The following is a 24,478-nucleotide window of genomic DNA, read 5'->3' as shown; positions in this document are numbered from 1 at the left end:
GGGGAGCCCGTGACCACACACCTGCAACAGACCGCCGACCCGCACACTTTCAACTGGCTGCTCGGCAATTTCGTCCGCAACACCGACGGTGTCCGCGACACCGTCGCGGTCTCCTCCGATGGCCTGCTCATCGCGATGTCGGAGGGCTTGGACCGCACCGGGGCAGACCGGCTGGCCGCCATGGTGTCGGGTCTGGCCAGCCTGGCCAAGAGCGCCTCGCGCAGTTACGAATTCGACGGCCTGAAATTGATCATGATCGAGATGAAGCGCGGTTTCCTGCTGGTCTCCGCGCTCGGCGACGGCAGCTGCCTCGGCGTGATCGCCGAGGGCGGCTGCGACGTCGGACTGGTCGGCTACGAGATGGCGGTGCTCGCCGAACGCGCGGGCGCCCTGCTCGATCCGGCCCTGATCTCCCAGCTGCGAGAGACGTTGCGCAGATGAGAGATCCAGACCGGCCGCGGCTGCCGGACCCGCGGATGATCCCGGTGACCCAGTCCTTCGGGTGGTTCGATCCGAACCGTCCCGCACCCACCCGTCCGGCCGAACCGACCTCCGACGCGGACGCTTTCGTGCGTCCGTTCGTCGTCACCGCGGGGCGCACCACCCCGCTGCTGGACGGTTTGCGCATCGAAACCCTGGTGCAGGCGCCGCCCGCCGCGCTCTCGGCCCCGCTGCGCTTCGAACAGCGCACCGTGGTGGTGCTGTGTCAGCATCCGCATTCCATCGCCGAGATCGGCACCGCGCTGCGGGTGCCGGTGGGCGTCGCGAAGGTGATCGTCAGCGATCTCGTGACCGCAGGCCAGGTCGCCGTCCGCGATGCCCCGGAACTCTCCACCGCAGCCATCGAGAGGATCAGGGATCTTGTACGGGCACTCTGACTTGCGGGTTCCTCCCGCCGACCCGGCGATGCCTTCGTCGGTGAAGATCGTCGTCAGCGGCGGTTTCGGCGTCGGGAAGACCACCTTCATCGGGGCTATCTCCGAGATCGAGCCGTTGGTCACCGAGGCCGCCATGACCGAGGTGGCGGTAGGCATCGACGATCCCGGCCACGCGGACAAGACACAGACCACCGTCGCACTCGACTTCGGACGCATCACGCTGGACAGCTCGCTCATCCTGTACCTGTTCGGCACGCCGGGCCAGGACCGCTTCGTCTTCCTCTGGGACGACCTGGTGGACGGCGCCCTCGGCGCGGTGATCGTGGTGGACACCGACCGCGTCGAGGACTGCTATCCGGTGCTGGACTACTTCGAGGAGCACCACACCCCGTTCGTCGTGGTGGTGAACCGATTCGAGCGCGGCCCGCGCTTCGAGCTCGACGAGGTGCGCGAGGCACTGGGGCTCGACGACTGGATTCCGATCCTGGAATGCGATGCGCGCCAGCGCGATTCGGTCAAGGAGGTGCTTGTCGGACTGCTGGAGCAGGTATTGGTGCACCGCCTGTCGACGCCGAGTCTTACGGCGCGCGAGGTCGGCTGAGACGGCCGCGCGCGCTGCTCGGCTAGCGTGGTCCGCGTGGGCGAGCACAAGCAGCGGATGCTGCGCGGGGAGTTGTACAAGGACAGCGATCCGGAGCTGGTCGCGGAGCGGCGGCGTGCGCAGTCGCTGTGCGACGAGTTCAACAGGACCGCCCCGGACGAGACCGCGCGGCGCGAGCAGGTGCTGCGCGAGTTGCTCGGCAAGCTGGGGGAGGGGTCCTGGATCATGCCCCGGTTCCAGTGCGACTACGGCTATCTCATCGAGATCGGCGCCAACAGCTTCCTCAACTACGACGCCATCCTGCTCGACTGCGCGCCCATCACCATCGGCGACGACGTCTCCATCGGCCCGCGCTGTCAGCTGCTCACCGCCCTGCATCCGATGACCGACCACGAGGCGCGGCGGCAGCGCTGGGAGTCGGCGGCCCCGATCGCGATCGGCGACAACGTGTGGTTCGGCGGCGGCGTCATCGTCTGCCCCGGCGTCACGGTCGGCGCGAACACGGTGGTCGGCGCGGGCAGCGTGGTGACCCGCGACCTCCCGGACGCGGTCTTCGCCGCGGGCAACCCTGCACGAGTGATCCGCACTCTATAACCGGTCCACGGGACCCGGCGGTCGGTGAATCGGATTGCCGATCGCCTGGGCGAACGGACGCGGCCACTGCCTTCCAGCGCCGCGCCCACAAAGGCCGGGACACCCCATCCGGTCACCGCCACTGCTCGGGCACAGCGCGAGCAGTAGCGCCCGGTCACTCGGTGCGACTGAGCACCGCGATCGGCATCCGTCGTGAACTCAGCGCCTGGTAGGTGGCGAAATCCGGAACGTGGGCCACCAGCACCCGCCAGCGCGCCGCGTACTCGTCCTCGTCGGTGACCACCCGCGCGGTCACCGGCCAGGACTCGTGACCGACCCGCGCCTCGCCGCCTCCCGCCGCAACCAGATTGCGCCACCAGCTCGGCGGGTTCGGATGGCCGCCGAACGACCCGCTGACCAGCAGATCGTCGCCGTCCGGGACGTACATCAGCACGACGGACCGCGGTTGGCCGGTTTTGCGCCCCGGCACGGTCAGCTGGAACACCGGCCGCCCCAGCCACTTGCCGAACCGGGTGCCGCCGAATCTGGCGTAGAGCCTGCTGTGCAGGCGGCCTTGAAGCCTGCTGATCGCGTTCAACCTGGTGGAGCCGAAGTGGGTGAACCGGCCGGTGAAGCTGAGCCGGGCGGGAGTGTCGCTCTGGGGCTGGTCGGCCATGTGAATCCCTCGGTTCGGCACCGTCGTGCCGTCTACGCTACCGGTGCGATCACGCTGTGTCCCGCCTCTTCGGACGCCGTGGGGGACCGTGCGGACGAGTGTGATTCGCGCGTGCTCGTACGGCGGTCCGGCCGTTCCCGGCAGTAGGGTCGATTTCATGACCGAACCGCGGATCGAGACCGAACAGGACGCGACCCGGCCGCTGCGCGACGACATCCGGTTCCTGGGTGGCGTGCTCGGCGACACCATCCGTGATCACGAGGGCCCCGAGGTCTTCGACCTGATCGAGCGGGTCCGTATCGAGGCGTTCCGGGTGCGGCGCGAGGAGGTCGGGCGCAGCGCCGTCGCGGAGATGCTGCACGGCGTCGACATCGCCGTAGCGCTACCGCTGATCCGCGCCTTCACCTATTTCGTGCTGCTGGCCAACCTGGCCGAGGACATCCAGCGCGATCGCCGCCGCGCCGTGCACACCGGCGCGGGGGAACCGCCGCAGGACTCCTCGCTGGCCGCCACCTACCGCAAGCTGGACGCCGCCGCGCTGAACGGCGCGGAGGTCGCCGACCTGCTCACCGACGCGCTGGTCTCGCCGGTGATCACCGCGCACCCCACCGAGACCCGCCGCCGCACCGTCTTCGACAGCCAGACCAAGATCACCGAGCTGATGCGCCGCCGCCAGCGCTACGCCGAGACCGAACCGGAGCGCGCCGACCTGGAGCTGCGCATCCGCCGTCAGGTGCTCTCGCTGTGGCGCACGGCCCTGATCCGGTTGGCGCGCTTGCGAATTCAGGACGAAATCGCCGTCGGTCTGCGCTACTACGAGCTGACCCTGCTCGACGTGATCCCCGCGATCAACGCCGAGGTGCGCGCCGCGCTGCGCTCCCGCTGGCCCGGCGCCGACCTGCTGACCCGCCCGATCCTGCGGCCCGGCTCCTGGATCGGCGGCGACCGGGACGGCAATCCCTACGTCACCGCGGACGTCGTCCGGCACGCGGCCGCGCAGGCCTCGGCGGTGGCGTTCGGCCGCTACCTGCGCGACCTGGTCGAGCTGGAGAAGACGCTGGCGCAGTCCGCGCGCCTGGTCCAGGTGACACCGGAGGTGGCCGCGCTCGCCGAGGCGGGTTATCCGGATCCGGCCCCGCACGCCGACGAACCGTATCGCCGTGCGCTGCACGCCATTCGGGCCCGCCTGACGGTCACGGCGACCGCCGCGCTCGGTGCGCCGCCCGCCGACGGGATCACGGACGCCGACGCCGCGCCGTACCCCACACCGCGGGCTCTGCTGGACGACCTGGACGCCATCGATGCCTCGATGCGGGCCACCGGCGACGGCCTGCTCGCCGACGACCGGCTCGCCGCCCTGCGCCACGCCGTCGAGACCTTCGGCTTCCACCTCCAGGGCCTGGACATGCGGCAGAACTCGGAGGTGCACGAGCAGGTCGTCGCCGAACTGCTCGCTTGGGCGGGCGTGCACGCCGACTACCCGAGCTTGCCGGAGCACGAACGGGTCGACCTGCTCGCCGCCGAACTGCGCACCCGGCGTCCGCTGCTCGGCCCGCACGCCCGACTGAGCGACGTGGCCGCGGGCGAGGTCGCCATCGTGCGGGCCGCCAAGGACGTGGTCGACACCTTCGGCGCGGAGGCCGTGCCGAACTACATCATCAGCATGTGCACCTCGGTCAGCGACATGCTGGAGGCGGCGCTGCTGCTGAAGGAGGGCGGCCTGCTCGATCCCGGCGAGCCGGACGGCCCGCCGCACTGCTCGGTGAACATCGTCCCGCTGTTCGAGACCATCGAGGACCTGCGGGCGGGCGCGGACACGCTCGCCGCGGCCCTCGAGGTGCCGGTGTACCGAGAGCTGGTGGCCGCCAAAGGAATGCGGCAGGAGGTCATGCTCGGCTACTCCGATTCCAACAAGGACGGCGGGTATCTGGCCGCGAACTGGGCGCTGTACCGCGCGGAGCTGGACCTGGTGGACGTCGCCCGAAAGTCGGGAATTCGATTGCGGCTCTTCCACGGTCGCGGTGGCACCGTCGGCCGCGGCGGCGGCCGCAGCTACGACGCCATTCTCGCCCAGCCCGCGGGCGCGGTGCACGGATCGCTGCGGCTCACCGAGCAGGGCGAGGTGATCGCCGCCAAGTACGCCGAACCCGGTGCGGCCCATCGCAATCTGGAGTCGCTCATCGCAGGCACCCTGGAGTCGACGCTGCTGGACGTCGAGGGACTCGGAGCCGACGCCGAGCCGTCCTACGAGCTGATGGACGATCTCGCGGCGCGGGCGCGTGCCGCGTACGCGCGGCTGGTGCACGAGACGCCCGGATTCGTCGAGTACTTCAGGCAGTCGACGCCGGTCTCGGAGGTCGGCGACCTGAACATCGGCAGCAGGCCCGCCTCCCGCAAACCCACCAGCTCGGTGGCCGACCTGCGCGCCATCCCCTGGGTGATGTCCTGGAGCCAGGCCAGGGTGATGCTGCCCGGCTGGTACGGCACCGGGGCCGCGCTGGAGGAGTGGGTCGGCGGCGATCCGGAACGGCTTGCGACACTGTCGGATCTGTACCGACGCTGGCCGTTCTTCCGCACGGTGCTGTCCAACCTGGCGCAGGTGATGGCCAAGAGCGATCTCGACATCGCCGCGCGCTACGCGGAATTGGTCGACGACGCGGCGTTGCGCGAGCACATCTTCGGGATGATCCGCGAGGAGCACGCCAGGACCCTGCGCATGCACGCCGCCATCACCGGCCACGAGCAACTGCTGGCGGACAACCCGTCGCTGGCGGAGTCCATCCACAACCGCTTCCCGTACCTGGAGCCGCTCAACCAGATGCAGGTGGAGCTGTTGCGCAGACTGCGCGCGGGCGACGACTCGGAGTTGGTCAAACGCGGCATCCTGCTGACGATGAACGGCCTGGCCACCGCGCTGCGCAATTCGGGGTAGACGGCCCGCGAAAGGACTACGGCGAAAGCCTGTTTCGCGGCGTAGCAGGAGCGCCGACCTCGACCGGCGCCTCCTCGTGCGCCCGCCGAAGGTGCGGCCCAGGTCCGGATGGTGCGGATTCTGTGCCACCGATCGCGATCGGTCGAGCGCGCGCGGGAACGTCGATCGCTCGCGCGGGCGCCGGTCGCCGACCGCGCGCGACGGCGGGGTGAAAGGTGCGCTCGCGCGCGGTCGATCGCGCGCGCACCGGCAGCCTACCGATTTTCGTCCGACGCAATAGTCCGGAATCGCCATGTGGGTGCTCCCGGGCCGACCGAACCAGCGGGGTTGCGAGGCCGCATGAGAATGTCAGTGGCGCGAGCTGGGGAAACGGCGCTACGTGTCAGCAGCAAACCGCATGAGAATGTCAGTCGATGATGACCTGCGGGTTCGTCACTCGGGCCCTCAGCCCGGTACCCGCGGCGCAGTAGTGCACCGCCTGCGGTGTGTTCGCGCGCGAAGTATGACGGGCTGGCCGTTCAGCTGCGCCGGTCCGGACAGCGCATCGATGACGAGACCCTGGCCCACATCTCCCCGGCCCACAGCGCCAACATCATTCTTCGGCGCGATCGAGGTCGACATCGACGCCGAACTCGCCCAGCTCGGCCCTACCGGCTACCGACCCGCTGCGGGTGCGCGGCACCCCCTGTTCTGACCTCATCTCAGCGCTCCGGACGCCTTAGATCGACATCCCCGATAGTGGACGATGGTCGAGTAGTCAGAATGGTTGCCTGACAAGGCATTACAGCGCCTGCGCGTGCGGGCGTGCCAGGATGGGCCGCATGACTCCCGTTCCGGAAGGCACCGCGCTTCCTGCCGATCCCGCCCAGGCGTACAACTACGACAGCATTGCCGAGGGGTATACCGCAGAGAACGAGACCAGCCTGCTGAACGCTTACTACGAGCGGCCCGCGGTGCTGGAGCTCGCCGGGGACGTGAGCGGTCGGCGGATCCTCGACGCCGGATGCGGATCAGGTGCTTTATTCGCTGAACTGCGCGATCGGGGTGCCATGGTGACCGGCATCGACGCGAGTGCCGGAATGCTGGAGGTGGCTCGACGCCGACTGGGCACCGACGCGGACCTGCGCATCGCCGACCTCGCGAACCCACTCCCGTTTCCCGATGACGCGTTCGACGACGTCGTCGCATCCCTGGTGCTGCACTACCTGCAGGACTGGGGACCGACACTGACCGAGTTGCGACGCGTCCTGAAGCCCGGCGGTCGGCTCATCGTCTCGGTCGAGCATCCTTTCGCCATCTGGGTCACCGAACGCTCGGCTGGGAAGAAAACCGACTATTTCCAGACCCGCGAGCGGACCGAAGAGTGGACCTTGGGCGGGCAGTCCGCCCGGTTGCATTTCTGGGACCGGCCGCTGCACGCGATGACCGATGCTTTCACCGCGTCGGGTTTTCGCATCAGTGTCATCAGTGAGCCGCCGCCTGTGCCTGCGGCCCGCGATGTGTTTCCGGAGGTGTTCCGTGAAGTCATCGGCGAAAGTTTCTTGGGTTTCCTGTTTTTCGTCCTGCAGGCAGACTGAGCCATTGCGATCTCGCACCACCGACGAAGCAGCACATCGATCTTGCCGAACGCCCTGCAACGCCGCTGGTCGTGCCGTCCGAATCGGTCAGCACAGTCGGCGGAGCGCGCGATCATGCTCCGCATACGGCGCGTTCGGCAGACTTTTACCCGGGCAATCTCTTTGCCCTGGATAACAGCCCGTTATCCAGGGCAAGCGTGGATCGGTGGGGTTATGCCGCTGCCGGGTGCGGCAGCGCCCCGAGGTCGGGTGGGGTGGGCATGGTTTGGCGCAGGCCGACGGCGGCGCGGCCGATGTTGCCTTCGGGGGCGATCCCGGCCAGGGTGCCGGGTGCGGCGACGATGATGCGCACGATCTGTCCGAGGGCTTCGCGGCGGTCACGCTGGCGCACGGCGAGGGCGGACATGGCGATGTGGTTGCGGGTGTGCAGCCAGGGGTCGGGTGACGTGAGCCGCCGGGGCGACGACATCCTGGTGGACAGCGGGCGACCGCTCGACGCACTCTGGCACGAAGACGCACCCTGGTTCTGGAAGCTCAACGCCTGAGGCTCTCGAACACAACGAGAACCGGCCAGCGGTAGCTGGCCGGTTCTCACGTTCCAGGATCGCACGCTGCGTAGCGGTCCGGTGCGGGCCGAGGACTACTCCCAGTCAGAGTCAGGGTCCGGTGCTCGGTGGTGTCCTTATGGATCTCGACCTGGCTCATGTCCTCGGCGTCAGGCGGCAGGTAGGCGAACGCGGCGGTGATCTCGACCGCACGGTCATCGTAGTAATACGTCATGAGTTCATTGCCGTCGCCGTCGTGAGCATCTGCGAGATTCGGGCCCTCGCCGTAGTCGTAGCCCAATGGCACCCTGACCTTCGTCTGCCGAGATTCGCCGTCACAGGTCACCTGACCAAGAGCCTCGTCTTTCATACGGACGGGTTGGCCTTCCGGGCTTTTGAACCGTTCGGATTCGACCTTGACCCACAGGGCGTTGGCCTGGCCGGGTTCGCAGACGTAGGTGATCTCGGCGACGACCCACCAGCTGTAGTCGCCGTGTGCGTCTGTGAACGCTCTCCCGATCCATATGCTCGTCGTTGCGCTGGCCGGTCCGGCCACATTGACCAGTACAGCGGCGGTCAACGCGAGTATCGAAGCGAAAAGTCTTCCACGAACCACTATGTGTGCCTTTCGGTGTCGGCAGGCGGTGGGACAGATCTGTCGAGCAGACCGCAGCCTAGACCACGCCACACAGTTGCTCGCGTGACTTTTCTCGCGGATGAGGGCCTCGCGCAGGGACCGGAATCCGATACACGCTTGCGCAGTCCGGCCACGATCGAGATCAGGTCTTGGAGGGAACGGCCGAGCCGGTCCAGCGACAGCACTACGAGGGTGTCGCCGGGGCGCATGTACTCCAGGCACTTCAGGAGTTCCGCGCGTTCGGCATCCTTGCCGCTCTTCTTGTCGGTGTAGATCTTCTGGCATCCCGCCGCGGTGAGCGCGTAGATCTGGCGGTCGAGGTTCTGATCCTTGGTGGAGACGCGGCCGTAGCCGATGAGCGCACGCATGTGTCCGTTGTTCGCTCCTCGGACCCGACCCGACCCAACGGCTAGGCCATCAGCTCGGTGTGGGCGTGCTCCGGCGCCGTCTGGCAGACGTAGAGATGCTGGTCGTAGCCGCTACCTATTTCGACTGCAGTGGGCTTGAAGCCGATGGAGGGTTCCCGCGCCGATTCCTCGCGTGGGAGCCAGCTGCTGTCTCTGCTGCAGGCTTCGGACGTGGCGATGGTCAGCAGGGCATGCATGTCGCTGTTGCAGGTAGGGCAGAGTAGGGGGCTGGGGTCGGCGGCTCCCCAGCCAGGCCAGCCGCCGACTCTCCAGCCGGGTGCGACGGACAACTCGTTGGCGTAGAACTCCAGCGGGTACGACGCGTAGGCGCTGTCCACGCCCGTCTCGGCTGCCTGCCACACGCTCCAGTCTCCGATCTGCTCCCGGAGTTCCTTGCTCAGCTCCCTGTGGTCGGGGTATTCGGTGACCTGCTCAGGGTTGAGCAGGCACGGCTCGGGCAGGTAGCCGTCGAACTGCACCGCGGGCGGTTCGGGGGGCGTGGTGAGGATGTCGGTGACTGTGGCGGCCGGCCGCCAGAACAGCGCGGTCTTGGGCATGCCCGTCGAGTGGTCGAAGGGGCACCACAAGACCTGGAGCAGGTCTGCGCCTTCAGGCGTGTGCAGATCGGGCACATCGCGCGCGTAGAGCTGCGCGACCGGCAGCATCGCTATGGAACCCTCATAGGGGGCGATCGCCAACGTGACCGGATACTCCTGCGGCGGGCGGATTCGCTCGAGGGTCTCTCGTTCCTGCGGGGTCAGGGTCCTGCCGCGCGAGGCGGCACGGATCCGTCGTTCCAGCCTCACCTCCGCTGGGGTCAGGATCGTCGAGCCACTCCCGGATTGTCGGCAACATGCCGATCATTTTTGACCCGGCGTGTTGTGTTGGTCGCTACGACGCGCTGAGCGGTGTTTTGATTGGCTGGGCCTGCCGACTGCGTCACGGCTGGGGTGCGGTGCCGGTCCCGGGACCGCTTACCGCCTACGGCGGTACGCTCGAGGTGCGGGTCCGCGGAAAGGAGCACCGTGGCGATCGATGGGAAAGCCGTTGCCGCACTCCACGATCGGGTGCTTGGGCCTGACCACAAGGGGCTGCCGCCTCAGGCGTGGGGGCGCACCGTCCACGAGTTCCTGGCGACCGAGCCGTCCCTGGACGAGTTCGAGACGCCGATGCTGACCCTGGACCGTGCCGCGATGACGGCCAACCTGGCGATCATGGGTGACTGGGCTCGCGCGGCGGGCGTGCGCCTGGCTCCGCACGGCAAGACGACCATGGCGCCGCAGCTGTGGTCCGAGCAGCTGGCCGCCGGTTGCTGGGGCATCACGCTGGCCACCGTCTGGCAGGTGCAGCTGGCCCGCGCGTTCGGCGTGTCGCGGATCGTGCTGGCCAATGCCCTGCTCGATCCGGTCGGGTTGCGCTGGGTGGCAACGGAATTGGCACGCGACGCCGCGTTCGAGTTCTATTGCTGGGTGGACGACGTCGCCGCCGTCGCGCTGATGGACGAGGCCCTGGCGGACGCGCCCGATGTCCGCATCGCGGTCGTCGTCGAGCTCGGTGGCCCACACGGACGCACGGGAGTCCGCCGAGTCGAGGACGCGCACGCGATCGCCGACGCGGTCCGGCGTTCGCGCCGCCTGACGCTGGCCGGTGTCGGCGGCTACGAGGCCGCGCTGGCCCACGACCGTGGCGCGGACGGCCTCGCCGCGGTCGACGGCTATCTCGACGAGCTCGCCCGGTTGCACCGCGAATTCGCGGACGGCGGCCGCTATCCCGGCCGCGCGATCGTCACCGCGGGCGGCAGCGCCTATCAAGACCTGGTCGTCGAGCATTTGGCCGGTCTCGCGGACGAGCAGGGCGCGCAAGGGGTGGTTCCGACCACGGTGGTGTTGCGTTCGGGCGCCTACCTGATCCACGACGACGGCTTCTACGCGGGCATCTCCCCGCTCACGGCCGATCGGACGGACCGGCCGCTGCGCGCGGCGATGCACGGCTGGGCCCGCACCCTCTCCCGGCCGGAGCCGGAGCTCGCGTTGCTCGACGCGGGCAAGCGCGACCTGCCGTACGACCTGGGACTTCCTGTCCCGCAACTCGTTTCGGGGTCTCCGCTGCCGCCCGGCGCGACGGTGGACGCACTCAACGATCAGCACGCCTTCGTTCGCCTGCCCGGCGCCGCGGCCGAGGATCTGCCCGTCGGCTCGGTGGTCCGGCTCGGTCTTTCCCACCCGTGCACGGCATTCGACAAATGGCGGTTGATCCCGGTCGTCGACGACGCGGACGCCGAACACCCTCGCGTGATCGACCTGGTCCACACCTTCTTCTGACTGCCCCGCGTCGAGACGTCCGCAGTAGGCAGCGCAGCGCTCGTTATCAGTCGGGAAAGTCACGCAGCGCTGCCGTGCATCGCGCCGCCTGGGCGCGCAGGGCGGCGACCAACTCGGGCGGGCCATCGAGCAACGTGAAGTCGAGGTCGACGGAGGTGATCATCCAGGTCAGCGCTTCCGGGGTGTCCGCGCCGATGTGCATGCGGCAGTTCTGCTCGTCCACGGCCTCGACGACGCCCATGCCCGGCCAGACTTGGGGACCGGCGACCTCGGCCGAAGCGTGCAGCAGCACGGTCGCGCGGAAGGGCCAGGCGCGCGACGACAATCGCATCGAAAGATAGGCCGCCGCATCGCCTTCCGGTATCTCACGCGGTGTGAAGCGCGGGCCGGTGGGGACCCGCGGGGTCAGCCGATCCACCCGGAAGGTGCGCCAGTCGGCGCGCGCCACGTCCCAGGCGACCAGATACCAGTGGCGACTGAAGTGCACGAGACTGTGCGGCTCCACGTCTCGCGTCGCCGTCGCCCCGTCGTGCGCCCGGTAGTCGAAGCGCAGGCGCTCCCGGCGCTGACCGGCGTCGGCGATCGCCATCAGGGTGTCCGGCTCCACCGTCGCCGCGGGCGCGCCGACCCGGACCGTGGCCGCGCGCAAGGTGCGCACGCGGTGGCGCAGCCGCGGCGGCAGCACCTGCTCCAGCTTGGTCAGCGCCCGCAGCGCGGCCTCCTCGATGCCCGCGACCGTGCCGTCGGACGCGCCGCGCAACCCGACCGCGACGGCGATGGCCTCCTCGTCGTCGAGCAGCAGCGGCGGCAGCGCGGCGCCCGCGCCCAGCCGGTAGCCCGCCGTGCCCCGGGTGGCGTGCACCGGATAGCCGAGTTCGCGCAGCCGGTCCACGTCACGGCGGATCGTCCGGCCGGTGACGGCGAGCCGCTCGGCGAGTTCCGCGCCGGTCCAGTCGTGGTGCGTCTGGAGCAGCGCGAGCAGTTTCAGCAGGCGCGCCGAGGTCTCCAACATGGTGTCGAGAATGCCAGATCCTTAGGAACGGAACTGTCCTAAGCCGCTTCTACCGTCGTTCGCATGACGACCGAACAAGACATTCGCCCCTTCCGCATCGAGATCCCGCAGGCGCAGATCGACCGACTGCACGCCCGCCTCGCCGACACCCTCTGGCCCGACGAGCTGCCCGGAGTCGGCTGGGACAAGGGCATGCCGGTGTCCTACCTGAAGTCGCTGGCCGAGTACTGGCGCACCGGTTACGACTGGCGCGCCGCGGAGGCGAGGCTCAACGAGCTGCCGCAGTTCGTCACCGAGATCGACGGTGAGCAGGTGCACTTCCTGCATGTGCGCTCGCCCGAGCCGGACGCGCTTCCGCTGGTGCTCAGTCACGGCTGGCCCGCCACATTCGTCGAATTCCTCGATGTCCTCGGTCCGCTCAGCGATCCGCGCGCGCACGGCGGCGACCCGGCCGACGCGTTCCACCTGGTCGTCCCGTCGCTGCCCGGTTTCGCCTTCTCCAGCGTCGGGCCGAAGGTGGGCGAAGGATCCACCGAGCACTACGCACAGGTGGTCGCGAAGCTGATGGCGCGCCTCGGCTACGACCGCTACGGCGCGCAGGGCGGTGACGCCGGGTACTTCGTCTCGACCGAACTGGGACGCATCGCGACCGACCACGTCGTCGGCATCCACGTCAACGGGCCGATCACGATCCCCTCGTGGGGCGCGGATTCGTGGGGCGGTGAAGACGGTGAGTCCTGGGGCGCGGACGGCGACCAGTCGTGGGCCGGTGCGACGAGCGCGCGCGGCGATGAGTCCTCGGGGGCGGAGAGCGGCGCGCAGTCCTGGGAGACGGGCGAGGGCGGCGGCCAGTCGCCGGGCGGCAACTCGTGGGGTGGCGGGTCCTCCGGGTACAGCCCCGAGGACCAGGCGAAGCTCGAGAAGCTGACCGGCGAGGAGAGCTTCACCCGCTTCGGCTACGCCATGGTCCAGGCGGGACGTCCGCAGACCCTCGCCATCGGCATGCACGATTCGCCCGCGGGCATGCTGTCTTGGATCGTGGACATGTTCCAGCGCTGGACCAACCCGGCCATCGAGCTGCCCGAGGACGCGGTGGACCGCGACGCCTTGCTCACCAACGTCAGCCTCTACTGGTTCACCGGCACCTTCGCCTCCTCGATCCGGCTCTACGGCGAGGGTGAGGCGTGGGGCGGCGGGGCGAAGAACTCCGGCGTCCCGACGGCCGCGGCGATCTTCCCTGGCGACCTGTCCATCCGCAAGATCGCCGAGGAGGAGCACAACCTCGTCCGCTGGACCGAATTCGACCGCGGCGGCCACTTCGCCGCCATGGAAGCCCCGGACCTGCTGACCGAGGACGTCCGCGCCTTCTTCCGCACCCTGCGCTGACCCGAACCCGCGTGCCCGCAGGCGTCCGAAGCCTGCGGGCACGCTCGTGTCAGCTCGGCTCGAGTCGGACGACGCCGCGTCGGTCGGCGCTCGGTGGTGCCGCTGGGTGACTTGGCGCCGCGTCGGTCGTCGGATGCCGCTGCGGCATGTGGTGCCGCGGCGGATGGTGCTGGGTCGTGCGGCGCTTGGTCGGGGCGGCGCTTGGTCGGCTGGTGCAGGGTCTGTCGGCGCTGCCTCGATCCGGCACCGTGTCGATGCCCCTGCCGCGGACCGCGCTGTGCTGTCTCCGTGGCCGTGCATCCGAGAAGTGTCCGCAGCTCTCTCTTCGAGAGTTGCGGGCACGCTGGCGTCAGCTCGGGCTGGCGTCGAACGGCGCTCGCTCACCTGGTCTCGCGTCGGACCGCGCTGCCTTGGGTGGCGCCGGGTCCGTCGGCTCTGGGGTGAGTGGGGCGGCCCCATATCTCCGCGCCATCGCCGCCGCGGTCCGCGCGAGCTGCGCCCGCAGTTCCGGCGGATCGAGGATCTCGGCGTACTCGCCGAGCGGCAGAATCCCGTGCGCGAGTACCGGATACGATTCCGCCGCCAGGGTGACGACCACCCAGCCAGCCGCGTCCGGTTCGCCCATCGAGGCCAGCGCCTCGGCGACCGCGGCGGGTTCGAAGCCGAGCCGGAGCAGGCGCACGTGTTTCGCGTCGATCCGGCAGCGCGCCCGGACCCGGAGCATCGACCGCGCGAAGTCGTGCTGCGCCGCCGCCCAGTGCGCGGCGAGCTCGAAGTCGTCCGGCCGGTCGAAGAACTCGCCGGTCGGCGCGGCATCGAGGATCCGGCTCACCCGATAGGAGCGGATGTCGCTGCCGTGGCGTGCCACGAGATACCAGGTGCCCGCCTTCGACACCAGCCCGAGCGGGTCGAGCAGCCGCCGCACCTCGTGGTCCTTGCGTCCGTAGCGGACGTCCAGTCTGCGGTCGTGCCAGAGTGCGTCGGCGATGACGGCCAGGGTCGGCGTCTCCTCGGGGCGGTGGAACCAGCCGGGCGCGTCGATGTGCACCCGGTCGGCGATCCGGGTCGCCCGGCCGCGTAGTTCCGGCGGCAGCGCCGCGAGGACCTTCAGCTGCGCGGTGGCCAGCACGGTGCCGAGCCCGAGGTCGGCCGCGGCGTCGGGCAGACCGGCCAGCAGCACCGCGTCGGCTTCCTCCGAGGTGAGGCCGGTCAGCCTGGTTCGGTAGCCGTCGACCAGCCGGACGCCGCCGCCGCGACCCGGCTCGCTGTACACGGGGACGCCCGCCGCGGAGAGCGCCTCGACGTCGCGGTACACGGTGCGGATGGACACCTCCAGTTCGGCCGCCAGCTCGGGCGCGGAGATCCGCCCCCTGGTCTGCAGCAGCAACAGCAGCTGCACCAGTCGACTCGCTCGCATGTCCCGAAGATTAGCGAGAAACCTTGACGCGCTCTGTCAGGTTTTGGGCGTAGCGTCCCCGCCATGACTTTCTGGACGGAGTTCACCGAAGAAGCGCCGAAGATCTCGACCGTATTCCGCCGCCGCCACAAGGCGACCGGCAACCTGTGCATGCTGGCCACGCTCCGCGCCGACGGTTCGCCGCGGATCAGCCCGGTAGAGCCGAGGATCTTCGAGGGCATGCTGGTCATCGTCGGCATGCCGGGCACGACGAAGTTCAAGGATCTCGGCCGCGACCCGAGGTTCTGCCTGCACACCGCGACCGTCGACACGATGGTCGGCGACGGCGACGCGAAACTGTTCGGCGCCGTCACCGACCTGCCGGACCGCGAACTGCACGCGCGGTTCGCGCAGGATCTGTTCGACGAAAGCGGCTTCGATATCCGCGGCCAGGAGTTCGACCACTTCTACGTCGCCGACCTCACGGGGGCCTCGTGCGTGGAGGTCGCCGACGATCAGCTCGCCATCACGATCTGGAAGCCGGGCGAGGGCGAGCGCGTGGTGCGCAAATAACGCGACGACCCTGTCACCCGCGGGTGACAGGGTCGTCGGAAGGTCGCTCAGCGAGCGGCGCTACGCTCAGAGGTAGGCGCCGCAGACCGGCCAGGCGCCCGCACCCTGGGTGTCGAGCACGTTCTCGGCGACGCGGATCTGCTCCTCGCGGCTCGCGTTCGACGGATCGCCGGTGCCACCGTTGGCGGCCCAGGTGCTGTCCGTGAACTGCAGGCCACCGGAGAAGCCGTTACCGGTGTCGGTGGACCAGTTGCCGCCGCTCTCGCACTGGGCGACAGCGTCCCAGTTGTGGCCGGAGGCGGAAGCGGTGGCCGTGGCCAGACCGAACGGGACGGCAACGAGGGCGCCGAGGGTGGCAACGGTGGCGGCGGCACGGGTGCTGAAGTTACGGGTCTGAGACATGTGGTATTCCTTGCTGCGCCCGCCGGCTCGACCAAAGATCGGTCGAGTCCCTGTCCCCAGTGGATGTCGGGGGTTCTCGAACCGCGGGACAGGGTTGCCGGTGTTCGGCGGTTCGAGCTCGAGCCCGTCGCGTTCGATCGGGCCGTCACCGACGATAACGAACAAATCTCGGCGGATCACGTGGCAATAACGCCAGAGTTACCAGAACGCTCGGTCGTACATCTCGGCATCCGCGCAGTTGAGGCCCGCGAAATGCGGAATCGCGACGGTGTGATTTCTAAACGAAAATGTGGCTCGGATCACTGAATAAATGTGGTAACGGTCTCGTTCTGTGCAACGATTTGCGAGGTTTCGGGCTCGTATCGGGGTCGCGATCGCGCGGCTCGGTCGCCACAAAATGCCAGGTAGATCCCTGTGTGACCCCGAACGCATCGCTTCTCCGGCGTCGCGATTTCCGAAGGGGGCGTGGGTCACAATTTTGTATACCCGCGCATAAGAAAATCGCGCTTGCCGTCGTTACCGGTCGGCGTGATCGCCGTGTGATAGGCGACCGATGTCCGCGATCCCACGTATTCGGTGAATCGGATCCACCCGAATCGTGTGAGGTCAATGGTATTTCGCGAGCGGGCAGTGCTTCCGCGTCCCGAATGTCGTTGTGTTACTGACGATTTGGGCGCGATCCGGCGTCGCCGTCACGATGGGTTGTCGGTGGTGCGGCGCGAGGTTCCTCGGCCGGTCGGTATATCTCGATCGATACCTCACGGCAGCGAATTCGCCTGAATATCGCGATAGCTGGGAATGCCCGCCGCGACCGGTCGCCCGGCGCGCACCGCGGACGCCACATCCACGGCCGCCGCCAGCGCGGCCCGGTAGAGCAGGGAGCCGGTGCTGATCCGCCGCACGCCGAGCTCCGCCAGCTCGGCGACCGTGGGGCCGCCGACGGAGTAGAGGACGTTGACGGGAAGCGGCACGGACTCGACCACCCGCCGGATGGCATCCGGCTCGGTGAGCCCGGGGACGAAGAGCCCGTCGGCGCCCGCCCGCGCGTAGCGGTCGGCGCGCGCCAGGGTGGATTCGGGATCGATGCCGAGCCAGTGCGTGTCGACCCGCGCGTTGACGAACATCGTGGGCGTGCGCTCCTTGATCGCCGCGATCAGCGCGGCCTGATGCTCGGGGTCGGCCAGCTCGGTGTCCGCCCGCCCGTCCTCGATGTTGACGCCCGCGATGCCGAGCGCGTCGAGCTCGCCGACGAACTCCGCGACCTCGCCCGGTTCGTCGCTGAAGCCGCCCTCGATGTCCACCGTCACCGGCACGGCGAGCCGCGCGAGCCGCCGCGCCAGTGCCAGGGTCTCGTCTCTGGTGACGCCCGTCCCGTCGGGTACGCCTGCGGCGGCGGCGACGCCGAGGCTGGTCGTGCCGATCGCCGGGAACCCTTCGGCGGCCAGGACGGCGGCCGAACCGAAGTCCCAGGCGTTCGGCAGCACCAGCGGCACCTCGCGGTGGTGCAGATCGTGGAATGTCGTCACCTTGTCCATAGCGCCGACGGTATCCCTCGCACGCCGACCCGGCGTTCGAATCCTTTCTTGGGTGGGCACGCTCTTATGGTCGTGACGATCGAACCGAGACGAAGAACAGCGCAATGCCCGGCCACCGCGTCGGACGGCCGGGGAGGTGGCCGGAGTGGAACGCGGGTGGGCCGGTGAACAGCTGGTGGCAGCGGCCCAGCGCGGCGACCGGGAAGCGATCTCCGCGATCGTGTACGGGGCCCATCCGCACGTGCGGCGCTTCGCGCACCATTTGTGCGCGTCCTCCGACGACGCCGAAGAGGCCGCGCAAGAGGCACTGATCACCCTGTATCGCAAGATCGGGACGCTGCGCGCCACGACGGCCCTCGCCTCGTGGATGTTCCGCATCGTTCGCAACGAATGCCTGCGCCGCGCGCGACATCTGGTCGACCTCGGACCGCGGAACGCGGTCGCCGCCACCGACGTCGTCGTCTCCGCCGAGGACGAAGTCCTGCGCAGGCTCGACGCCGACGAGCTCGCCCAGGCGATCGCCGCGTTGCCGGACCTCCAGCGCAGGGTTCTGATCATGCGCGATGTGCTCGGTTACTCCGGACGGACGACGGCGGACTCGCTCGGCCTGAGCGTCGCGGCGATGAAATCGCAGCTGCACCGCGCCCGCGCCGCGATCCGGCACAGCCTCAGCCGCCATCCATGACCTCTGAAGGGAATCCCACCATACTCACCTCTGGATCCCCCGCGCCGGAACTGGCGCTCGAAGACACCGCCGGGCAGGCTTGGCGGCTGTCCGATCTCCGTGGCGCACACAGCGCACTGCTGTATTTCATGAGGTCGACGTCCTGCCCGATCTGCAACCGGCATGTGCGAGATCTCGCCGCGCGCCAGGACGAATTCGCCGCCGCCGACGTCCGCGTCCTCATCGTGGTGCCCGAGGGGCGCGACGCGGGCGCGACGTGGAAGGCCGACCACGGCATCCCGTTCCAGGTCCTCTACGGCTCGGCGGGAACTCCGCACGACTCGGTCGGCCTGACCCGCAAAGTCCTCGGTTCGATGCAGCAGTCCGGCACCGTCCTCATCGACCCCGACGGCATCATCCGTCACGCCCACGGAGCCACCCTGCCCACGAACAGCTACGACAAGAAGGGAATCGCCGCGGCCATCGACGCCATGCGCAGCCGCACAAGTAACTGACACGCCGGAAATGGCCGACAGGTCGTCGACGCCTCGCGTAGCCGGTGTCGACGCCTCGTCGGGCGCACCTCATACCCGAGGGAGGGCCGCGAACCCGGCCCGCGGCCAGCCGCTGATCGGGCTGCCACCCGATGGTCGCCGGTATCGTGATCTCGACCGCGCCCGGTTCGAGCAACCGGGTGGCGTCTCGCAACCGCACCAGCGGCCATCGGTGGGTCGAGTCCGAGCGGAAGGCCATCGGCTCCGGCGTTCTCGGCGATCTTCTGCGGTTTCCGGAATCGGATCGATATTTCCGCCCGCGGTGGGTAAACCACGTGCTGTGGGTGACGTTCGCGCGGTCCATCGCGGTGGCGAGGGTGTCGGTCTGCCCGCCGCCGAACCCGTCCGCGGGGAGTTCGGCATCGCGAGTTCGAGCGCTCGTCGCACCCCGTCCATGAATGGGATTGCATAATCGTGCATAATCATTTCATGGCTGATTCGGATGCGCCCCCGTTGCGGGTTGCTGTTGCCGGTGCGAGCGGGTACGCGGGCGGCGAGGTGCTGCGCCTGCTGCTCGGCCATCCACGCTACCGAGCCGGGCGCCTCGAGGTCGGGGCGCTGACCGCGGGTTCGAACGCCGGAACCACCCTCGGCGAGCACCAGCCGCATCTGCTGCCGCTGGCCGACCGAGTGCTCGCTCCGACCACCGCCGAGGAGCTGGCAGGCCACGACGTGGTCTTCCTCGGCCTGCCGCACGGTCAGTCCGCCGCCATCGCGCAGGCGTTGCCCGAGTCCACCGTGATCATCGACTGCGGCGCGGATTACCGGCTGCGCGACGCCGACGCCTGGGAGAAGTACTACCGCAGCCCGCACGCGGGCAGCTGGCCCTACGGTCTGCCCGAGCTGCCCGGCGGGCGGGACGCGCTGCGCGGCGCGACCCGGATCGCGGTGCCCGGCTGCTACCCGACGGTCGCCAGCCTGGCCCTGGCGCCCGCCGTCGCCGCGGGCATCATCGAACCGCAGGTGACAGTGGTCGCGGTGAGCGGCACCTCGGGCGCGGGCCGCAAGCCCGACGTCGGCCTGCTCGGTTCGGAGGTGATGGGCTCGGCCCGCGCCTACAACATCGCGGGCGCGCACCGGCACACCCCGGAGATCGCGCAGAACCTGAAGGCCGCGGGCGGCGTCGACGTCGCGGTGTCGTTCACGCCCGTGCTCGCGCCGATGCCGCGCGGCATCCTGGCCACCTGCACCGCGCCGACCGCGGTGGACGCCGCGCAGGCCCGCGCCGTCTACGAAAAGGCCTACGCCGACGAGCCTTTCGTGCACCTGCTGCCGGAAGGCGTGCTGCCGCAGACCGGTTCGGTGCTCGGCTCCAACGCCGTCACGCTGCAGGTCGCGGTGGACGCCGACGCCGGACTGCTCGTGGTGATCGGCGCGATCGACAACCTGACCAAGGGCACCGCGGGCGCCGCGGTCCAATCCATGAACCTGGCCGTCGGATTCGACGAGACCGAAGGACTCTCCACCGTAGGAGTGGCACCGTGACGACAACCGCTGAGAGCGCGAACGGCAAGCTGGTCCGCACCCAGGGCGTGACAGCGCCGCTCGGCTACCGCGCCGCGGGCATCGCGGCGGGCATCAAGGCCAGCGGTAAACCGGACCTGGCGTTGGTGTTCAACGAGGGCCCGGAATACGCCGCCGCGGGTGTGTTCACCCGCAACCAGGTCAAGGCCGCTCCGGTGCTGTGGTCGCAGCAGGTGCTGAAGTCCGGCCGGTTGCGCGCCGTGATCCTCAATTCCGGTGGCGCCAACGCCTGCACCGGTCCCGGCGGGTTCCAGGACACCCACCAGACCGCCGAGAAGCTCGCCGAGGCGCTGAGCAACTGGGGCACCGAGACCGGCGCGGGCGAGATCGCCGTCTGCTCAACGGGTTTGATCGGCGACCGGCTGCCGATGGACAAGCTGCTTCCCGGGATCACCGAGATCGTGCACGAGATGGGCGGCGGCATGTCCGGCGGCGCGGACGCGGCCTACGCCATCATGACCACCGACACCGTGCCCAAGGAAGCCGCCTTCCACCACCGCGACAAGTGGAACGTGGGCGGCATGGCCAAGGGCGCGGGCATGCTCGCCCCCTCGCTGGCCACCATGCTCGTCGTGCTGACCACCGACGCCGCGGTGAGCGCCGAACAGCTCGACAAGGCGCTGCGCAACGCCACCCGGCTCACCTTCGACCGGCTCGACGTGGACGGTTCTTGCTCCACCAACGACACCGTGCTGCTGCTCGCCAACGGCGCCAGCGAGGTCAGCCCGTCGCAGGACGAACTCGACGCCGCGGTGCTCGCGGTCTGTGACGACCTGGCCGCCCAGCTGATGGCCGACGCCGAGGGCGTCACCAAGCGGGTGACGATCACCGTCACCGGCGCGGTCGACGAGGAACAGGCACTGATCGCGGCGCGCGCGGTGGCCCGCGACAGCCTGGTCAAGACCGCGCTGTTCGGCTCCGACCCGAACTGGGGCCGGGTGCTCGCCGCCGTCGGCATCGCGCCGATCACCCTCGACCCGAACCGAATCTCGGTGTCGTTCAACGGCAATCCGGTCTGCGTCGACAGCGTCGGAGCGCCCGGCGCCCGCCAGGTCGACCTGTCCGGCGCGGACATCGCGGTGCTGATCGAGCTCAACGTCGGCGACGGCACGGCCATGGTCCGCACCACCGACCTCTCGCACGGTTACGTCGAAGAGAATTCGGCCTACAGCTCATGACCGGTTCCGCGATCCACGAACTCTCGGCACTGGACAAGGCGCACGTCCTCGCCGACGCACTGCCCTGGCTGCAGAAGTTCCGCGACAAGATCGTCGTGGTGAAGTACGGCGGCAACGCCATGATCGATGACGAGCTCAAGCGGGCCTTCGCCGCCGATATGGCGTTCCTGCGCACCGTCGGCGTGCACCCGGTGGTGGTGCACGGTGGTGGCCCGCAGATCAGCGCCATGCTGAAAAAGCTCGGCCTGCAAGGGGAATTCCGCGGCGGCTTCCGCGTCACCACGCCCGAGGTGATGGACGTGGTGCGGATGGTGCTGTTCGGTCAGGTCGGTCGCGAGCTGGTCGGGCTGATCAACGCGCACGGGCCTTACGCGGTCGGCATCTCCGGTGAGGACGCCAAACTGTTCACCGCGACCCGGCGCACCGTCGACGTGGACGGCGAGGCGACCGACATCGGCCTGGTCGGCGACGTCACCGAGGTCAACCCGGACGCGGTGCTCGACCTGATCGGCGCCGGGCGCATCCCGGTGGTCTCCACCATCGCGCCGGACGCGGACGGCGTGGTGCACAACATCAACGCCGACACCGCCGCCGCCGCGCTCGCCGAGGGCATCGGCGCCGAGAAACTGGTCGTGCTGACCGACGTGGAGGGCCTCTACACCGACTGGCCCGACCGCTCCTCGCTGACCAGCCGCATCGACGCCGTCGAGCTGGCCGCCTTGCTGCCGAGCCTCGACGCGGGCATGGTGCCCAAGATGGAAGCCTGCCTGCGCGCCGTGCTCGGCGGGGTGCCGACCGCGCACGTCATCGACGGACGGGTCCCGCACTCGGTCCTGCTCGAGCTGTTCACCGGAGAAGGAATCGGAACGATGGTGACGCCCGCCCCGGCCGGGACCGGCGCACCGAACGGAACGAAATCATGAGTACTGTCGACGAATTGCAGCAGCGGTGGTCCGCCGCGTTGATGAACAACTACGGCACGCCGAAGGTCGCGCTGGTGCGCGGCGCGGGCGCGGTGGTCTACGACGCGGACGGCAAGCGCTACGTCGATTTCCTCGGCGGTATCGCGGTCAACAGCCTCGGCCACGCCCACCCGGCGATCCTCGCCGCGGTCACCCAGCAGCTGGGCACCCTCGGTCACGTCTCGAATCTGTATGCCAGCGAACCGGTCATCGAACTGGCCGAGCGGCTGCTCGCGCATTTCGGCGACGGTGAGGGCAAGGCGTTCTTCTGCAACTCCGGCACCGAGGCCAACGAGGCCGCGTTCAAGATCGCGCGGCTGACCGGGCGGACCAAGATCGTCGCCTGTGAGGAGGCGTTCCACGGCCGCACCATGGGCGCGCTGGCGCTCACCGGCCAGCCGTCCAAGCGGGCGCCGTTCGAGCCGATGCCGCCCGGCGTGGTGCACGTGCCCTACGGCGACGCGGCCGCGCTGGAGGCGGCGGTCGACGACGAGACCGCCGCGGTGTTCCTCGAACCCATGATGGGGGAGAGCGGCGTGGTGGTCCCGCCGATCGACTACCTGGTCAAGGCGCGCGAGATCACCGCGCGACACGGCGCGCTGCTGGTGCTCGACGAGGTGCAGACCGGCATCGGCCGCACCGGAAAGTTCTACGCGCATCAGGCCGTCGGCATCGTGCCCGACGTGATCACGCTGGCCAAGGGCCTCGGCGGCGGTATGCCGATCGGCGCGGTGCTGGCCAACGGCCGGGCGGCCGAACTGCTCACGCCAGGCCTGCACGGCACCACCTTCGGCGGCAACCCGGTGTGCGCCGCGGCCGCGCTCGCGGTGCTGCGCACCATCGACGAGACCGATCTGCTCGCCCACGTCGAATCGGTCGGCAAGCGGCTCAGCGACGGCATCGAACTGCTCCAGCACCCGCTGGTCGATCACGTGCGCGGTGCGGGTCTGCTGCTGGGAATCGTACTGACCCAGGATGTTTCGGCGCAGGTCGAGGCGCGGGCCAGGGAGGCGGGCTACTTGGTGAACGCGCCGAAGCCCAATGTCATCCGGCTGGCGCCGCCCTTGGTGCTCACCGAGACCCAGTCCGACAATTTCGTCGCCGACCTGCCGCTGATCCTGGACGGCGCTGCGGCGGACGCGAAGGAGATCCGGTAATGAGCGATCTGCGGCATTTCCTGCGCGACGACGACGTCTCGCCCGCCGAACAAGCCGAAATCCTCACGCTGGCAGCGGCGCTCAAGAAGAACCCCTTCGCGCAGCGCCCGCTGGAGGGGCCGCGCGGGGTCGGCGTGATCTTCGAGAAGAACTCCACCCGCACCAGGTTCTCCTTCGAGATGGGCATCGCCCAGCTCGGCGGGCACGCGGTGGTGGTCGACGGCCGCGACACCCAGCTGGGGCGGGAGGAAACCCTCGCCGACACCGGACGGGTGCTCTCCCGGTATGTCGACGCCATCGTCTGGCGCACCTTCGAACAGGTTCGCCTGGACGAAATGGCTTCGGCGGCAACGGTCCCGGTGGTGAACGCGCTGTCAAACGAGTTCCATCCCTGCCAGGTGCTCGCCGACCTGCTCACGCTCCGCGAGCGCAAGGGCGACCTGACCGGGCGCAACCTCACCTACTTCGGTGACGGCGCGAACAACATGTCGCACTCGCTGCTGCTCGGCGGCGTCACCGCGGGGTTGAACGTGACCATCGCCGCCCCAACGGGTTTCGAGCCGCTGCCGTGGATCCTCGAGGCCGCGCGCAAGCGGGCCGCCGAGACCGGCGCGACGATCACCGTGACCGACGACCCGGTGGCCGCCGCCGCGGGCGCCGACGCGCTGGTCACCGACACCTGGACCTCCATGGGTCAGGAGAATGACGGGCTCGATCGGGTCGGCCCGTTCCGCCCGTTCCGGCTCGACGCCGCCCTGCTGGCCAACGCCGAACCCGATGCCGTTGTGCTGCACTGCCTTCCGGCGCATCGCGGTGAGGAGATCACCGACGAGGTGCTCGACGGACCGCACAGCGTGGTCTGGGACGAGGCAGAGAACCGGCTGCACGCGCAGAAGGCGCTGCTGGTGTGGTTGCTGGGCAGACGCGGCGGTGCGGCGTGACCGGGCGACGCACCGCCGGGGTGCGGGGGAGGCGACGATGAGCGAAC

Annotated in this window: 25 protein-coding genes and 1 pseudogene; 17 read left to right on the top strand and 9 right to left on the bottom strand. The window is 69.3% G+C overall.

What is annotated here, in order from left to right; all coding sequences use genetic code 11:
- Nucleotides 1–9: 9 nt before the first annotated feature.
- The 4 genes from AB0H49_RS29180 to AB0H49_RS29165 are packed head-to-tail and all read left to right on the top strand — an operon-like array spanning nucleotide 10 to nucleotide 2,073.
- Entirely contained in the window at nucleotides 10–441 is a 432-nt protein-coding gene (locus tag AB0H49_RS29180; RefSeq protein ID WP_355004045.1) for a roadblock/LC7 domain-containing protein, read from the top strand.
- The gene (locus AB0H49_RS29175; RefSeq protein ID WP_355004044.1) at nucleotides 438–878 is read left to right on the top strand and encodes a DUF742 domain-containing protein; all 441 of its coding nucleotides are present in this window, start codon (nucleotides 438–440) and stop codon (nucleotides 876–878) included. Before AB0H49_RS29180 ends, AB0H49_RS29175 begins: the two co-directional genes overlap by 4 nt.
- Before the next feature lie 28 nt (nucleotides 879–906).
- Nucleotides 907–1,479 carry an ATP/GTP-binding protein gene (locus AB0H49_RS29170; protein ID WP_355004163.1) on the top strand — a complete coding sequence of 191 codons (573 nt, stop codon included), beginning with the start codon at nucleotides 907–909 and terminating at the stop codon, nucleotides 1,477–1,479.
- Between the two features lie 36 nt (nucleotides 1,480–1,515).
- Entirely contained in the window at nucleotides 1,516–2,073 is a 558-nt protein-coding gene (locus tag AB0H49_RS29165) for a sugar O-acetyltransferase (RefSeq protein ID WP_357256015.1), read from the top strand.
- 154 nt (nucleotides 2,074–2,227) lie between these two features.
- On the opposite strand, the gene AB0H49_RS29160 is transcribed toward AB0H49_RS29165, so the two are convergent.
- Nucleotides 2,228–2,728, bottom strand: coding sequence for a nitroreductase/quinone reductase family protein (locus AB0H49_RS29160; RefSeq protein WP_357256013.1), 501 nt, complete (start codon nucleotides 2,726–2,728; stop codon nucleotides 2,228–2,230).
- Between the two features lie 157 nt (nucleotides 2,729–2,885).
- On the opposite strand from AB0H49_RS29160, the gene ppc reads away from it, so the two are divergent.
- The 3 genes and pseudogenes from ppc to AB0H49_RS29145 all read left to right on the top strand — a co-directional run bounded on the left by ppc (nucleotide 2,886) and on the right by AB0H49_RS29145 (nucleotide 7,237).
- Nucleotides 2,886–5,660: a phosphoenolpyruvate carboxylase gene (ppc, locus tag AB0H49_RS29155; RefSeq protein WP_357256011.1), complete on the top strand. Its 2,775-nt coding sequence runs from the start codon at nucleotides 2,886–2,888 to the stop codon at nucleotides 5,658–5,660.
- A gap of 498 nt (nucleotides 5,661–6,158) precedes the next feature.
- A pseudogene (locus tag AB0H49_RS29150) lies at nucleotides 6,159–6,354 on the top strand (hypothetical protein); the annotation flags it as partial.
- 127 nt (nucleotides 6,355–6,481) lie between these two features.
- Nucleotides 6,482–7,237: a class I SAM-dependent methyltransferase gene (locus AB0H49_RS29145; RefSeq protein ID WP_357256009.1), complete on the top strand. Its 756-nt coding sequence runs from the start codon at nucleotides 6,482–6,484 to the stop codon at nucleotides 7,235–7,237.
- A gap of 211 nt (nucleotides 7,238–7,448) precedes the next feature.
- Here AB0H49_RS29145 and AB0H49_RS29140 read toward each other — a convergent pair whose 3' ends face one another.
- From AB0H49_RS29140 to AB0H49_RS29125, 4 genes are all read right to left on the bottom strand, one after another.
- The gene (locus tag AB0H49_RS29140; protein ID WP_357256120.1) at nucleotides 7,449–7,706 is read right to left on the bottom strand and encodes a DUF3703 domain-containing protein; all 258 of its coding nucleotides are present in this window, start codon (nucleotides 7,704–7,706) and stop codon (nucleotides 7,449–7,451) included.
- Between the two features lie 122 nt (nucleotides 7,707–7,828).
- Complete coding sequence (locus AB0H49_RS29135) at nucleotides 7,829–8,362, bottom strand: hypothetical protein (protein ID WP_357256007.1); 534 nt, start codon at nucleotides 8,360–8,362, stop codon at nucleotides 7,829–7,831.
- A 35-nt stretch (nucleotides 8,363–8,397) separates the two neighbouring features.
- On the bottom strand, nucleotides 8,398–8,787 hold the full coding sequence (locus AB0H49_RS29130; protein WP_357256005.1) for a recombinase family protein: 390 nt from the start codon (nucleotides 8,785–8,787) through the stop codon (nucleotides 8,398–8,400).
- A 41-nt stretch (nucleotides 8,788–8,828) separates the two neighbouring features.
- Entirely contained in the window at nucleotides 8,829–9,632 is an 804-nt protein-coding gene (locus AB0H49_RS29125; protein ID WP_357256003.1) for a hypothetical protein, read from the bottom strand.
- 219 nt (nucleotides 9,633–9,851) lie between these two features.
- Here AB0H49_RS29125 and AB0H49_RS29120 point away from each other — a divergent pair, with 219 nt between their 5' ends.
- Nucleotides 9,852–11,147, top strand: a complete 1,296-nt coding sequence (locus AB0H49_RS29120) for an amino acid deaminase (RefSeq protein WP_357256001.1) — start codon at nucleotides 9,852–9,854, stop codon at nucleotides 11,145–11,147.
- 46 nt (nucleotides 11,148–11,193) lie between these two features.
- On the opposite strand, the gene AB0H49_RS29115 is transcribed toward AB0H49_RS29120, so the two are convergent.
- Entirely contained in the window at nucleotides 11,194–12,159 is a 966-nt protein-coding gene (locus AB0H49_RS29115; RefSeq protein WP_357255999.1) for a WYL domain-containing protein, read from the bottom strand.
- Between the two features lie 63 nt (nucleotides 12,160–12,222).
- Between AB0H49_RS29115 and AB0H49_RS29110 the strand changes: the two genes are divergently transcribed.
- Nucleotides 12,223–13,545 carry an epoxide hydrolase gene (locus AB0H49_RS29110; RefSeq protein ID WP_357255997.1) on the top strand — a complete coding sequence of 441 codons (1,323 nt, stop codon included), beginning with the start codon at nucleotides 12,223–12,225 and terminating at the stop codon, nucleotides 13,543–13,545.
- 349 nt (nucleotides 13,546–13,894) lie between these two features.
- On the opposite strand, the gene AB0H49_RS29105 is transcribed toward AB0H49_RS29110, so the two are convergent.
- A complete protein-coding gene (locus AB0H49_RS29105; RefSeq protein ID WP_357255996.1) occupies nucleotides 13,895–14,962 on the bottom strand; it encodes a YafY family protein in 1,068 nt (355 codons plus the stop codon).
- 63 nt (nucleotides 14,963–15,025) lie between these two features.
- On the opposite strand from AB0H49_RS29105, the gene AB0H49_RS29100 reads away from it, so the two are divergent.
- Nucleotides 15,026–15,514: a pyridoxamine 5'-phosphate oxidase family protein gene (locus AB0H49_RS29100; protein WP_355004033.1), complete on the top strand. Its 489-nt coding sequence runs from the start codon at nucleotides 15,026–15,028 to the stop codon at nucleotides 15,512–15,514.
- A 66-nt stretch (nucleotides 15,515–15,580) separates the two neighbouring features.
- Here the strand turns inward: AB0H49_RS29100 and AB0H49_RS29095 are convergent, their stop codons facing one another.
- Complete coding sequence (locus AB0H49_RS29095) at nucleotides 15,581–15,916, bottom strand: transglycosylase family protein (RefSeq protein WP_355004032.1); 336 nt, start codon at nucleotides 15,914–15,916, stop codon at nucleotides 15,581–15,583.
- Nucleotides 15,917–16,674: 758 nt separating this feature from the next.
- Nucleotides 16,675–17,451 (bottom strand): isocitrate lyase/phosphoenolpyruvate mutase family protein, encoded by a 777-nt coding sequence (locus AB0H49_RS29090; RefSeq protein WP_355004031.1) that lies wholly within the window; start codon nucleotides 17,449–17,451, stop codon nucleotides 16,675–16,677.
- 145 nt (nucleotides 17,452–17,596) lie between these two features.
- Between AB0H49_RS29090 and AB0H49_RS29085 the strand changes: the two genes are divergently transcribed.
- The 7 genes from AB0H49_RS29085 to argF all read left to right on the top strand — a co-directional run bounded on the left by AB0H49_RS29085 (nucleotide 17,597) and on the right by argF (nucleotide 24,431).
- The gene (locus AB0H49_RS29085) at nucleotides 17,597–18,136 is read left to right on the top strand and encodes an RNA polymerase sigma factor (protein ID WP_357255993.1); all 540 of its coding nucleotides are present in this window, start codon (nucleotides 17,597–17,599) and stop codon (nucleotides 18,134–18,136) included.
- Nucleotides 18,133–18,630 carry a peroxiredoxin family protein gene (locus AB0H49_RS29080; RefSeq protein ID WP_357255991.1) on the top strand — a complete coding sequence of 166 codons (498 nt, stop codon included), beginning with the start codon at nucleotides 18,133–18,135 and terminating at the stop codon, nucleotides 18,628–18,630. The genes AB0H49_RS29085 and AB0H49_RS29080 overlap by 4 nt, the downstream gene beginning before the upstream one ends.
- A gap of 468 nt (nucleotides 18,631–19,098) precedes the next feature.
- Complete coding sequence (gene argC / locus AB0H49_RS29075; RefSeq protein ID WP_357255989.1) at nucleotides 19,099–20,154, top strand: N-acetyl-gamma-glutamyl-phosphate reductase; 1,056 nt, start codon at nucleotides 19,099–19,101, stop codon at nucleotides 20,152–20,154.
- Nucleotides 20,151–21,371, top strand: a complete 1,221-nt coding sequence (gene argJ / locus AB0H49_RS29070; protein ID WP_357255987.1) for a bifunctional glutamate N-acetyltransferase/amino-acid acetyltransferase ArgJ — start codon at nucleotides 20,151–20,153, stop codon at nucleotides 21,369–21,371. The genes argC and argJ overlap by 4 nt, the downstream gene beginning before the upstream one ends.
- Nucleotides 21,368–22,294 carry an acetylglutamate kinase gene (argB, locus tag AB0H49_RS29065; RefSeq protein WP_357255985.1) on the top strand — a complete coding sequence of 309 codons (927 nt, stop codon included), beginning with the start codon at nucleotides 21,368–21,370 and terminating at the stop codon, nucleotides 22,292–22,294. Before argJ ends, argB begins: the two co-directional genes overlap by 4 nt.
- Entirely contained in the window at nucleotides 22,291–23,490 is a 1,200-nt protein-coding gene (locus AB0H49_RS29060; RefSeq protein ID WP_355004025.1) for an acetylornithine transaminase, read from the top strand. Before argB ends, AB0H49_RS29060 begins: the two co-directional genes overlap by 4 nt.
- Nucleotides 23,490–24,431: an ornithine carbamoyltransferase gene (argF, locus tag AB0H49_RS29055; RefSeq protein WP_355004024.1), complete on the top strand. Its 942-nt coding sequence runs from the start codon at nucleotides 23,490–23,492 to the stop codon at nucleotides 24,429–24,431. The genes AB0H49_RS29060 and argF overlap by 1 nt, the downstream gene beginning before the upstream one ends.
- Nucleotides 24,432–24,478 lie beyond the last annotated feature (47 nt).

The organism is Nocardia sp. NPDC050713 (assembly GCF_040654315.1).
Classification (GTDB): domain Bacteria; phylum Actinomycetota; class Actinomycetes; order Mycobacteriales; family Mycobacteriaceae; genus Nocardia.
This window is presented reverse-complemented; position numbering and strand designations above follow the sequence as displayed.

What these genes read in the sequence shown, in the direction of transcription:
- AB0H49_RS29175 (WP_355004044.1), top strand. Translation starts at nt 438, where the DNA reads ATGAGAGATCCAGACCGGCCGCGGCTGCCGGACCCGCGGATGATCCCG.
- AB0H49_RS29170 (WP_355004163.1), top strand. Translation starts at nt 907, where the DNA reads ATGCCTTCGTCGGTGAAGATCGTCGTCAGCGGCGGTTTCGGCGTCGGG.
- AB0H49_RS29160 (WP_357256013.1), bottom strand. Translation starts at nt 2,728, where the DNA reads ATGGCCGACCAGCCCCAGAGCGACACTCCCGCCCGGCTCAGCTTCACC.
- ppc (WP_357256011.1), top strand. Translation starts at nt 2,886, where the DNA reads ATGACCGAACCGCGGATCGAGACCGAACAGGACGCGACCCGGCCGCTG.
- AB0H49_RS29145 (WP_357256009.1), top strand. Translation starts at nt 6,482, where the DNA reads ATGACTCCCGTTCCGGAAGGCACCGCGCTTCCTGCCGATCCCGCCCAG.
- AB0H49_RS29140 (WP_357256120.1), bottom strand. Translation starts at nt 7,706, where the DNA reads ATGTCGTCGCCCCGGCGGCTCACGTCACCCGACCCCTGGCTGCACACC.
- AB0H49_RS29130 (WP_357256005.1), bottom strand. Translation starts at nt 8,787, where the DNA reads ATGCGTGCGCTCATCGGCTACGGCCGCGTCTCCACCAAGGATCAGAAC.
- AB0H49_RS29115 (WP_357255999.1), bottom strand. Translation starts at nt 12,159, where the DNA reads ATGTTGGAGACCTCGGCGCGCCTGCTGAAACTGCTCGCGCTGCTCCAG.
- AB0H49_RS29110 (WP_357255997.1), top strand. Translation starts at nt 12,223, where the DNA reads ATGACGACCGAACAAGACATTCGCCCCTTCCGCATCGAGATCCCGCAG.
- AB0H49_RS29105 (WP_357255996.1), bottom strand. Translation starts at nt 14,962, where the DNA reads ATGCGAGCGAGTCGACTGGTGCAGCTGCTGTTGCTGCTGCAGACCAGG.
- AB0H49_RS29100 (WP_355004033.1), top strand. Translation starts at nt 15,026, where the DNA reads ATGACTTTCTGGACGGAGTTCACCGAAGAAGCGCCGAAGATCTCGACC.
- AB0H49_RS29095 (WP_355004032.1), bottom strand. Translation starts at nt 15,916, where the DNA reads ATGTCTCAGACCCGTAACTTCAGCACCCGTGCCGCCGCCACCGTTGCC.
- AB0H49_RS29090 (WP_355004031.1), bottom strand. Translation starts at nt 17,451, where the DNA reads ATGGACAAGGTGACGACATTCCACGATCTGCACCACCGCGAGGTGCCG.
- AB0H49_RS29080 (WP_357255991.1), top strand. Translation starts at nt 18,133, where the DNA reads ATGACCTCTGAAGGGAATCCCACCATACTCACCTCTGGATCCCCCGCG.
- argC (WP_357255989.1), top strand. Translation starts at nt 19,099, where the DNA reads ATGGCTGATTCGGATGCGCCCCCGTTGCGGGTTGCTGTTGCCGGTGCG.
- argB (WP_357255985.1), top strand. Translation starts at nt 21,368, where the DNA reads ATGACCGGTTCCGCGATCCACGAACTCTCGGCACTGGACAAGGCGCAC.
- AB0H49_RS29060 (WP_355004025.1), top strand. Translation starts at nt 22,291, where the DNA reads ATGAGTACTGTCGACGAATTGCAGCAGCGGTGGTCCGCCGCGTTGATG.
- argF (WP_355004024.1), top strand. Translation starts at nt 23,490, where the DNA reads ATGAGCGATCTGCGGCATTTCCTGCGCGACGACGACGTCTCGCCCGCC.